General features: G+C 70.5%; 10 protein-coding genes. 3 read left to right on the top strand and 7 right to left on the bottom strand.

Annotated features, from left to right (window positions below):
* The 6 genes from glyS to BGO22_RS13265 all read right to left on the bottom strand — a co-directional run.
* A partial coding sequence (glyS, locus tag BGO22_RS13290) for a glycine--tRNA ligase subunit beta (RefSeq protein ID WP_286851235.1) occupies positions 1-1,304 on the bottom strand: 1,304 nt, incomplete at its 3' end.
* 21 nt (positions 1,305-1,325) lie between these two features.
* Positions 1,326-2,231 (bottom strand): glycine--tRNA ligase subunit alpha, encoded by a 906-nt coding sequence (glyQ, locus tag BGO22_RS13285; protein WP_070400512.1) that lies wholly within the window; start codon positions 2,229-2,231, stop codon positions 1,326-1,328.
* Positions 2,232-2,362: 131 nt separating this feature from the next.
* Positions 2,363-4,174, bottom strand: a complete 1,812-nt coding sequence (gene lnt, locus BGO22_RS13280; RefSeq protein ID WP_286851233.1) for an apolipoprotein N-acyltransferase — start codon at positions 4,172-4,174, stop codon at positions 2,363-2,365.
* Positions 4,175-4,246: 72 nt separating this feature from the next.
* Positions 4,247-5,113: a CorC family transporter gene (locus BGO22_RS13275; RefSeq protein ID WP_175442878.1), complete on the bottom strand. Its 867-nt coding sequence runs from the start codon at positions 5,111-5,113 to the stop codon at positions 4,247-4,249.
* A 95-nt stretch (positions 5,114-5,208) separates the two neighbouring features.
* The gene (locus tag BGO22_RS13270; protein ID WP_286851230.1) at positions 5,209-5,880 is read right to left on the bottom strand and encodes a GNAT family N-acetyltransferase; all 672 of its coding nucleotides are present in this window, start codon (positions 5,878-5,880) and stop codon (positions 5,209-5,211) included.
* 78 nt (positions 5,881-5,958) lie between these two features.
* Positions 5,959-6,432 carry an Lrp/AsnC family transcriptional regulator gene (locus tag BGO22_RS13265; protein WP_070400514.1) on the bottom strand — a complete coding sequence of 158 codons (474 nt, stop codon included), beginning with the start codon at positions 6,430-6,432 and terminating at the stop codon, positions 5,959-5,961.
* 119 nt (positions 6,433-6,551) lie between these two features.
* Between BGO22_RS13265 and hppD the strand changes: the two genes are divergently transcribed.
* Together hppD and phhA are read left to right on the top strand one after the other, a co-directional pair.
* Positions 6,552-7,673, top strand: a complete 1,122-nt coding sequence (gene hppD, locus BGO22_RS13260) for a 4-hydroxyphenylpyruvate dioxygenase (protein ID WP_070400447.1) — start codon at positions 6,552-6,554, stop codon at positions 7,671-7,673.
* 19 nt (positions 7,674-7,692) lie between these two features.
* Positions 7,693-8,547, top strand: a complete 855-nt coding sequence (gene phhA, locus BGO22_RS13255) for a phenylalanine 4-monooxygenase (protein WP_070400448.1) — start codon at positions 7,693-7,695, stop codon at positions 8,545-8,547.
* Here phhA and BGO22_RS13250 read toward each other — a convergent pair.
* Entirely contained in the window at positions 8,469-9,461 is a 993-nt protein-coding gene (locus BGO22_RS13250) for an esterase/lipase family protein (RefSeq protein WP_286851229.1), read from the bottom strand. The two genes, phhA and BGO22_RS13250, sit on opposite strands and share 79 nt — an antisense overlap.
* Before the next feature lie 62 nt (positions 9,462-9,523).
* Here BGO22_RS13250 and BGO22_RS13245 point away from each other — a divergent pair.
* The coding region (locus BGO22_RS13245) for an FFLEELY motif protein (protein WP_286851227.1) at positions 9,524-10,147 on the top strand (624 nt) is incomplete at its 3' end.

Raw genomic sequence — 10,147 nt, 5'->3', positions numbered from 1 at the left:
TAGTAGCCGCCCATGATGCCCTGCAGCTCGGGGAACTCGCCCACCATGTCGGTCAGCAGGTCGGTCTTGGCCAGGCGCGCGGCGGTGTCGGCCTGCTGGGCGAGCACCTCGCCACCGAGCCGTTGGCCAATGGCCTTGGCGATGGCGCGCACGCGCTCCACGCGCTCGCCCTGCGTGCCGAGCTGGTTGTGGTAGACCACCTTGCCCAGGCCCTCGACGCGCGACGCCAGCGTCTTCTTGCGGTCCTGGTCGAAGAAGAACTTGGCGTCGGCCAGGCGCGGGCGCACCACGCGCTCGTTGCCGCCGATGACCGCGCTGGCGTCGGCCGGGCGGATGTTGCTGACCACCAGGAACTGGTTCGTGAGCCGGCCTTGCGCGTCGAGCAGGGGGAAGTACTTCTGGTTGGCCTTCATCGTGAGGATGAGGCACTCCTGCGGCACGTCGAGGAACTGCTTCTCGAATTCGCAGATGAGCACGTTCGGGCGCTCGACCAGCGCGGTCACCTCGTCGAGCAGGGCCTCGTCCTCGATCGGGCGGCAGCCGCCGCCCACGCGCGCGGCGGCCTCGGCGAGCTGGCGCGCGATGTCGGCACGGCGCTCGGCGAAGGAGGCGATGACGGCGCCGTCCTGGGCGAGCGTGTCGGCGTAGGCATCGGCGTGGGCGATGGGCACGGGATCGACGCGGGCCTCGAAGCGGTGGCCGTGCGTGGCATTGCCGGCCTTCAGGCCCAGCGCCTTCACGGGCACCACCTCGGCCCCGTGCAGTGCCACCAGACCGTGCGCGGGGCGCACGAACTGCACGCTGTCCCAGCCCGGCAGGGCGCAGCCGGACTCGAGCTGGTAGGTCATGACCTTGGGAATGGGCAGTTGCGCGATGGCCTCGTCGAGCGCCTTCTGCAGGCCCGCGGCGAGATCGGCGCCGGGCGCCACGCTGTCGAAGAACAGGGCCTCGGCCTTGCCGTCCATGGCGCGGCGCAGGCCGGCCACGGCCGAGGCGTCGGCGCCCAGGCCGGCCAGGCGCTTGAGCAGCGCCGGCGTGGGCTGGCCGCTGGCGTCCAGCCCCACCGAGACCGGCATGAGCTTTTGCGAGACGGGCTTGTCGGCGGCGCGCGCGAGCACGCCCGTGAGGTGCGCGGCCAGGCGGCGCGGCGAGGCGAAGGGCGTCACGGTGGCGTCGGCCGGCGCCAGGCCGTGCGCCTTGAGGCCGTGGGCCAGGCCGGTGGCGAAGGCCTCGCCGAGCTTCTTCAGCGCCTTCGGCGGCAGTTCCTCGACAAACAGTTCGACGAGCAGGTTCTGTGCGGACATCGTTGTTCTTCTCTTCCCGGCTCAGGCGGCCTTTTTCTCGATCTGCGCCACCCACTCGCGCGGCGCCATGGGGAAGCCCAGGCGTTCGCGGCTTTCGTAGTAGCTCTGGGCCACGCTGCGCGCGAGGTTGCGGATGCGGCCGATGTAGGCGGCGCGTTCGGTCACGCTGATCGCGCCGCGCGCGTCCAGCAGGTTGAAGCTGTGCGCGCACTTGAGCACCTGCTCGTAGGCCGGCAGCGCGAGCCGCTCGGCCATCAGGTGCTTGGCCTGCTTTTCGTGCGCGGCGAAGGCGGTGAACAGGAAATCGGCGTCGCTGTGCTCGAAGTTGTAGGTGGACTGCTCCACCTCGTTCTGCTTGTAGACGTCGCCGTAGCTCAGGCCCTCGGTCCAGGTGAGGTTGTAGACGTTGTCCACGCCCTGCAGGTACATGGCCAGGCGCTCCAGGCCGTAGGTGATCTCGCCGGTGGCGGGGCGGCAGTCGATGCCGCCGACCTGCTGGAAGTAGGTGAACTGCGTCACCTCCATGCCGTTGAGCCAGACCTCCCAGCCCAGGCCCCAGGCGCCCAGCGTGGGGTTTTCCCAGTCGTCCTCGACGAAGCGGATGTCGTTCTTCTTGAGGTCGAAACCCAGGGCCTCGAGCGAGCCCAGGTAGAGCTCCAGGATGTTGGCCGGCGCCGGCTTGAGCACCACCTGGTATTGGTAGTAGTGCTGCAGGCGGTTGGGGTTCTCGCCGTAGCGGCCGTCCTTGGGGCGGCGGCTGGGCTGCACGTAGGCGGCCTTCCAGGGTTCGGGGCCGATGGCCCGCAGGAAGGTGGCGGTGTGGCTGGTGCCGGCGCCTACCTCCATGTCGTAGGGCTGCAGCAGCGCGCAGCCCTGGTTGGCCCAGTACGTCTGCAGCGTGAGGATGATTTGCTGGAAGGTCAACATGCGCGTGAGGCCCGCGCGTGGGCGGGCCGGCGGAAAGGGAGAGGTCTTGTTGGGGGGTGCGCGGTGCGCCGCCCAGGCGGGCCACCGGCGGAATGCGCGATTTTACGGGCCGGGGGTCGATCCGGCCGGGCTCAGCGCCGCCGCGTGCGGCCGCCCCGGCGGCCCAGGTGGCGCAGCGAGGCGATGACCAGCAGCAGCGCGCCGCAGACCACCCATAGCGGCATCAGGCCCCAGCGCGCGGCCCATTGCGCATAGGGCGTGAGGCCGCTGCGACCCTCCACCGTGGCCTCCAGCCGGCCGCGCTCCAGGCGCGGCAGCAGCTGCGTGACCACGCCGCGGTGGTCGATGGCGGCGGTGGCGCCGGTGTTGGTGGCGCGCAGCATCGGCCGGCCGAACTCCAGCGCGCGCAGGCGCGAGATCTGCAGGTGCTGGTCGATGGCGATGGAGTCGCCGAACCAGGCGATGTTGCTGAGGTTCACCAGCACGGTGGGCGCGCCTTCGGCGGTGGCGAAGCCGGCGGCGATCTCCTCGCCGAACAGGTCCTCGTAGCAGATGTTGGGTGCGATGCGCTGGCCCGCCCAGGTCCAGGGCGCCTGGGGCAGCGCGCCGCGCGCGAAGTCGCCCAGGGGGATGTTCATCATCTGCGTGAACCAGCGGAAGAAGGGCGGGATGAACTCGCCGAAGGGCACCAGGTGGTGCTTGTCGTAGCGGTGCACCTCGGGCGACTGGGCGTTGGCCAGGGCGCGGCGCGCGGCGGCGGGGGTGAAACCCCAGGTGGAATTGGTGTAGCCGGTCTCCAGGCTGCCCAGGGGCAGGCCGGTGAGCACGGCGGCGGCCTGCGGGCCGGTCTGCGCGGCGATGGGCTGCAGCAGCGGCTGCCAGAAGGCGGCGCCCAGCTGCTCGGGCAGCAGGGGCACGGCGGTTTCCGGCGCCACGATGAGCTGGGGCCCGTCGGCGCGCGCGCTGGCGGCCGCGATGCCCTCGTGCATCTGGCGCGGGTACCACTCCAGCGCCTGGGCCACGCCGGTGCCAGGCACGAACTTCTGGTCCTGCGGAATGTTGCCCTGCAGCAGCCAGACGCGCAGCGGACCGGTGCCGGCCGTCTCGGCCTGGCCCAGGCCGCGCCAGCGCTCGCCGCCACCCAGGCAGCTGATGACCAGCAGCAGCACCACCAGCCAGGCCAGGGCGCCGCGCGCCACGGTGAACGGCGACCAGTGGCGCGCCTGCACGCGGGCGGTGGGTGGCGTGGACACGTAGACGCCGCCGGCGTTGCGCACGGGCACGGGCCGCACGGGCTGGCGCATCCAGGCCAGGGCGGCGTGCACCGCCCAGGTGAGGACCGAGGCCAGCACATAGGCCAGGATGGCCGCGATGAAGCCCATGCCGTAGACCCCGACCAGCGGCGCCCAGGGCGCCATCAGGTCGACCTGGGCGTAACCGCCCGCGCCCCAGGGAAAGCCGGTGAAGAGCTGGCCGCGCGCAAGCTCGGCCAACGTCCAGGCGGCGGCGAACATCAGCGCCTGTGCGCTGCGCGCCAGCGGCGCCCAGGCGCAGAGGAAGCCCACGGCCAGGGCGTAGTACAGCGCCAGCGCGCCGGCCAGCGCCAGCACGGCCAGGGCGGCCAGCCAGGCCGGCAAGCCGCCATAGGTGTTCATGGAGATGAACAGCCACCAGAAGCTGCCGGCCAGCCAGGCGGTGGCGAACAGCCAGCCGCGCCACATGGCCTGCCCCACGCGCGTGGCGAACTGCAGCGCAAGCACCAGCAGGGCCAGCGACACGATCTGCAGCCCGCCGCTGGGCTGCCCCAGCACCAGGCCCGGCGGCACCCAGGCCGCCGTGGGCCAGGCGATGGCGGCGGCCTGGCCCAGCCCCCCCAGCAGACAGACCCAGAAGAACAGGAAACCCGCCAGCCGCGAACCGCGCCCGGGCGGGCGGCGCGTCATGGGGTGGAAGCTCGAGGGGGTGTGGAGCGATCCGAAAAGGCTGCGCATGGGCCGTGGGTTGGGGGAAGGGGGTCAGGGCTCGGCGGGCACCGGCGCCACCTTGAACCACTTCACGGCACCGCCCTTGGCGTGCAGCACGGTGAAGCGCAGGCCCTCGATCTCGTGCGCCTCGCCGCGCTTGGGCACGTGGCCCATGGTGTGCGCGATCAGGCCGCCGATGGTGTCGAAGTCCTCGTCGGAGAGGTGGAGCTCGAAGGCCTCGTTGATGCGTTCGATCGGGGTGTCGCCACTGACGCGCCAGGTGCTGTCGGCCAGCGCGAAGACGTCGCCAGCGTCCTCGTCGACGTCGAACTCGTCCTCGATCTCGCCGACGATTTCCTCCAGCACGTCCTCGATGGTGATGAGGCCGGCGACGCGGCCGAACTCGTCGATGACGATGGCCAGGTGGTTGCGGTTGCCGCGGAACTCGCGCAGCAGGTCATTCAGGCCCTTGCTCTCGGGCACGAAGGTGGCCGGGCGCAGCAGGGCGCGGATGTTGAGCGAAGGCGCGCGCTGCAGCTTGAGAAGGTCCTTGGCGAGCAGGATGCCGATGATGTTCTCGCGCTCGCCCTCGTAGACCGGAAAGCGCGAGTGCGCGGTGTCGATCACCAGGTGCAGCAGCTCGTCGTAGGGCGCGTCGATGGCGATCATGTCCATGCGCGGCGCGGCCACCATGACGTCGCCGGCGGTCATGTCGGCGATGCGGATCACGCCTTCGAGCATCACGCGGGATTCGGCGTTGATGATGTCGTTGTCCTCGGCCTCGGCGAGGGTCTCGATCAGCTCGTCCTTGGAGTCCGGCCCGGGGTTGATGAACTCGACAAGCTTCTGCAGGAATCCGCGTTTGTCGGGGGGCCGCAGGCCGCGCTGCGGCCCGCTACTGGGGGGGTGGTCGGCCACTGGGGGAGACGGTGGTTGTAACAACGGGCGAGGATACCCCATGGGTTTGAAGGGACAAACCCCTGGCGCGCCGGTGGCGCACCCGGTCCGGCCGCTCAGCCGCGCGCGCGGTCGCGGGCGTCGCGCACGCCTTGGCGGATCTCCTGCAGCAGGCGGATCACGCCCCAGAACTGCTTGGCCTGGGCCTTGAGGTGGTAGTCGGTCACGGCCATCTGGTCGCTGAGCAGTTCGCTCACGCGCGAGTCGAAGTCGGCCGGCGGCAGGCGCAGGTGGGCCTCGGTCTCGGAGCCGGCGCGCTCCAGCACCGCGCCGGCGTTGCGCGCGATCTTGAGCATGGCCGTGTTCTCGGACAGGGCGTGGATGAAGAGCTGGGAGACGCCCTCGTTGCGCGCGTGCGTGACGGCGCGCTCGAACAGCCGGCTGCCGTAGCCCTTGCCGCGCGAGGCCTTGGCCACCGAGACGCCGAACTCGGCGCAACTGCGCAGCTGCGGGTCGACCGAGAAGGCCAGGTGGGCCATGGCGATGAGGTGCAGGCGGCGGTTGAAGATGCCGAAGACCGCGTCGCGGTCGAAGTCCAGGCGCTCGGCGTAGCGGCCGATCTGCTCGTCGGTGGCGGCGTAGCCGAAGCGCAGGTAGCGGTCGGAGGCGTCGAGCGAGAGCAGGTGCCGCACGATCTCGGCGCGGTGGCCGCTGTCGAGCGCGCGGATGGGCACCGTGCCGCTGTCGGTTCGGTCGTCGCGGGGCGGAGCGGGGTCGCGGGTCGCCATGGGGTGTGCGGGCTGGGGAAAGCGCCCAAGTCTGGCCGCAAGCACAGCCACGCGCAAGCGGTCCGGCGCGACGCCCGCTCAGAGCGGCAGCGCGGTGGTGCTCTTGACGCGGTCCATCACGAAGCTGGTCTTGCAGTCCTGCACGCTGGGGTGCTTGAGCAGGGTGTCCATCATGAAGCGCGAGTAGGCGGCCATGTCGGCCACCACGAGGCGCAGCTGGTAGTCCATGTCGCCGGTGAGCGCCACGCATTCCACCACCTCGGGCCAGGCCATCACGCTGGCGCGGAACTCGTCCATGGGGTTGCGCTTGTTGCCCTCGGCGTGCTTTTCCAGGCGCACGCTCACGTGGGCCGTGAGGCCCAGGCCCACGGCCTCGGGCCGCAGCAGGGCCACGTAGCGCGCGATCACGCCCGACTCTTCCAGGCGGCGCACCCGGCGCAGCACCGCGCTGGCCGACAGGCCCACGGTCTCGGCGACCTGGTCGTAGGTGGCGCGTCCATCGGCCTGCAGGCTGCGCAGGATGGCGCGATCGAGCTTGTCCAAGGCTTCCATCGCCGGCATTGTGCAGAAATCCTGCGTGATGGACAAATGGCGCGCCCACAAACGCCGGAATCGTGACACCCTGCGCCGATACAGTGGCCCATCCCCCAGACCCCACGAAGGAGACCGCCATGAACGCCGCCCTGCCCGCTTCCGCCACCGCCTTTCAGGGCTGGGACAACCCCATGGGCACCGACGGGTTCGAGTTCATCGAGTACGCCGCGCCCGACCCCGTGGCCATGGGCGCGCTGTTCGAGCGCATGGGCTTCAAGGCGATCGCCAAACACCGCCACAAGGCCGTGACCCTGTACCGCCAGGGCGAGATCAACTTCATCATCAACGCCGAGCCCGACAGCTTCGCGCAGCGCTTCGCGCGCCAGCACGGGCCCAGCGTCTGCGCCATCGCCTTTCGCGTGAAGGATGCCAAGGCCGCCCACGAGCGCGCCATCTCCTTGGGCGCTTGGGGCTACGCGGGGCAGGCCGGCCCGGGCGAGTTGAACATCCCCGCCATCAAGGGCATCGGCGACTCCATCATCTATTTCATCGACCGCTGGCGCGGCAAGAACGGCGCCAAGGACGGCGACATCGGCAACATCGGCTTCTACGACGTCGACTTCGAGCCCTTGCCCGGCGCCGAGCTCGCCCCGGTGGGCCACGGCCTCACCTACATCGACCACCTCACGCACAACGTGCACCGCGGCCGCATGGCCGAATGGGCCGACTTCTACGAGCGCCTGTTCAATTTCCGCGAGGTGCGCTACTTCGACATCGAAGGCCAGGCCACCGGCGTCAAGAGCAAGGCCATGACCAGCCCCTGCGGCAAGATCCGCATCCCGATCAACGAAGAGGGCAACGAAAAGTCGGGCCAGATCCAGGAGTACCTGGACCGCTACCACGGCGAGGGCATCCAGCACATCGCCATGGGATCGACCAATTTGTACGACACGGTCGACGCGCTGCAGATGGCGGGCGTGAAGCTGCTGACCACCAGCGAGACCTACTACGAGCTGCTGCCCAAGCGCATCCCGAACCTGGCCGAGGACATCGAGGCCCTGAAGCAGCGCAACATCCTGGTGGACGGCGCGCCCGGCGAACTGCTGCTGCAGATCTTCAGCGAGAACCAGCTCGGCCCCATCTTCTTCGAGTTCATTCAGCGCAAGGGCAACCAGGGCTTCGGCGAAGGCAACTTCAAGGCCCTGTTCGAGACCATGGAGCTCGACCAGATGCGCCGCGGCGTGCTGCAGAAAACCTGAGCATCCGGCGGAGAACACCATGGCCGTCGAACCCGTCGTCTACGGCGCCAGCGAGCGCCCCCCGCGCGGGGACTATTCGCGCGCCCGCGACGACTACACCTGCCCGCAGAACTGGTCGGCCTACACCGAGGCCGACCACGACACCTACCGCCGGCTCTACGAACGCCAGAGCGCCCTCTTGCCCGGCCTGGCCGCGCAGGCCTTTGTCGACGCCCTGCCCGCCCTCGGCGTGCGCGACCGCATCCCGCGCTTCGACGAGATCAACGAGCGCCTGCGCCCGGCCACCGGTTGGGAAATCGTGGCCGTGCCCGGGCTGATCCCCGAGCGCCCCTTCTTCGACCTGCTGGCCCACCGCCGCTTCCCGGTGACCGACTGGATCCGCACGCCGCAGGAGTTCGACTACATCGTCGAACCCGACGTCTTCCACGACCTGTTCGGCCACGTGCCCCTGCTGTTCAACCCGGTGTTCGCCGACTACGTGCAACGCTACGGCCAGGGCGGGCTGAAGGCGCACGACCTCGGCGCGGGCGAGCTGCTCTCGCGCCTGTACTGGTACACCATCGAATTCGGGCTGATCCGCGAGCCGCAGGGCCTGCGCGCCTATGGCGCCGGCATCCTCAGCTCGTCTGGCGAACTGCGCCACAGCGTCACCAGCCCGCGCGCGCGGCGCATCGCGCTCGACCTGGTGCGCTGCATGCGCACCCGCTACAAGATCGACGACTACCAGGCCACCTACTTCGTCATCGACAGCTTCGAGCAGCTCTTCGACATGACAGCGCCCGACTTCACGCCGATCTACGACACCGTGCGCTCGCTCGGCGAATTGCCGGCCGACGCCAGCATCGCCAGCGACTCGCCCATCACCCTCGGCTGAAACGCCAGGTCCACGTGCGCCGCGCCCGGCACCAGCCGGTTGTCGGCGCCGGGCAGCGTGGCGGTGGGTGCCGGGAACACGATGTTGTCGGTGTCCGCGTACCAGCACACGAAGCCGGCGTAGGGCAACTCGCCGCGCTGCGCGCGCTCGCGCTCGGCGAGCTGGCCCAGCCAGTCCCCGTCCACGCGCATCTGGCGGCCATTGACGACGCGGCTGAAACGGCTGATCCAGGTCCCGCGGTGCGGGCTGCCGATGGTGACCACCCTGGCCACGCGCGCGGCATTGCGCGGATCGGCCACCAGCCAGGCGCGGGCCGCGAGGCCGCCCATGCTGTGGCACACCAGGGCCGGCCGGTCCGGGCCCAGGCGCTCGGCGCGCCGAACGGCCCCCTCCACCAGCGGCACATAGTCGTCGATCGAGCCGAACACCGGCTCCAGGTTGACCGTCGCATAGGCCAGGCCCCGTTCGCGCAAGGCGCGCAGCCAGGGCAGCCAGAAGCCCCGGTTGCACACGAAGCCATGGATCAGCACCACCGCCCCACCGGGGCCCGGCATCGGTGCCGGGGTATCCGGCAAGAGACGCCAGCGAAAGGGTTGGCGCCAGGCGAACACCCGGGGGGCCACCAGCACCTCGCGCCACCAGGCGCGCACCCAGGCGGTCCAGGGCGTGACCGCGCCGCGGCCCTGGCGGCGGGTGTCCTCGCGGTTCACCCAGGCCGCCAGCGCGCATTCGACGCCCAAGGCCAGGGCGTGCCCGGACAGCACGGTCGCCGCCAGCAGCAGCGCCCCGGTCGGGTGCCCGCGCCACCACAGGCCCACCGCCAACAGCAGCAAGAGGCCTGCGCCGCACACCAGCAAACGCTGCAGGTCGGCCAGGGCCGAGCGGGCGGTAGGATGTGGTGTCGGCTCGCGCATGCACCGACTATCTCACGCCAACAGCATTCATCGCCGCCGATCACGCCAGGTTTCACCTGCACATGAGTTTCAACACGGCTTTCGCCGACCAGATCCGCGCCCACCTGCACAGCGTGGCCGCGCTCCGCCAGGGGGCCCTGGGCTCGCCCGCCCATGCCGCCGCGGTGCACACCGTGAAACGGCTGCAGGCCCGGCGCTTCCGCGCCAGCTACGCCGATCTCGCCACCGATCCGCGCACCCAGCCGGCGGTGCGCTTCTTTCTGGAGGAGCTGTACGGTGAACACGACTTCTCCCGCCGCGACGAGCAGTTCGGGCGCATCGCCGGCGCGCTCGAACGCCTGTTCCCTGCCGCCGTCGCCCAACTGGCGGTCGATCTGACCGAAATTCACGCGCTCACCGAGCGGCTGGACGATGCCCTCGCCGGGCACTGGCTGGGGCAGGCCGAGGGCACGCCCAGCGCCGAGCGCTACACCCTGGCCTGGCGCGCCTGCGGCGCCCGCGGCGAGCGCGAGCGCCAGTTGGCCGTGGTCCAGCACATGGGCCAGGAGCTGCAGCGGCTGACCCGCATGCGCTCGCTGCGGCTGGGCCTTCGCATGATGCGCAAACCCGCAGAAGCGGCCGGCCTGGACGCCCTGCAGCATTTTCTCGAGTCCGGCTTCGATGCCTTTGCCGCGCTCGGCGACGCC

This window comes from Hydrogenophaga sp. 70-12 (assembly GCF_001897365.1).
Lineage (GTDB): Bacteria > Pseudomonadota > Gammaproteobacteria > Burkholderiales > Burkholderiaceae_C > Hydrogenophaga > Hydrogenophaga borbori.
The sequence above is the reverse complement of the archived record's forward strand: the minus strand, read 5'-3'. Positions and strand labels throughout refer to the sequence as shown.

Coding starts and splice junctions, on each gene's coding strand:
- phhA (WP_070400448.1), top strand. CDS start 7,693: ATGGCCGTCGAACCCGTCGTCTACGGCGCCAGCGAGCGCCCCCCGCGC.
- BGO22_RS13270 (WP_286851230.1), bottom strand. CDS start 5,880: ATGGCGACCCGCGACCCCGCTCCGCCCCGCGACGACCGAACCGACAGC.
- lnt (WP_286851233.1), bottom strand. CDS start 4,174: ATGACGCGCCGCCCGCCCGGGCGCGGTTCGCGGCTGGCGGGTTTCCTG.
- glyQ (WP_070400512.1), bottom strand. CDS start 2,231: ATGTTGACCTTCCAGCAAATCATCCTCACGCTGCAGACGTACTGGGCC.
- hppD (WP_070400447.1), top strand. CDS start 6,552: ATGAACGCCGCCCTGCCCGCTTCCGCCACCGCCTTTCAGGGCTGGGAC.
- BGO22_RS13250 (WP_286851229.1), bottom strand. CDS start 9,461: ATGCGCGAGCCGACACCACATCCTACCGCCCGCTCGGCCCTGGCCGAC.
- BGO22_RS13265 (WP_070400514.1), bottom strand. CDS start 6,432: ATGGAAGCCTTGGACAAGCTCGATCGCGCCATCCTGCGCAGCCTGCAG.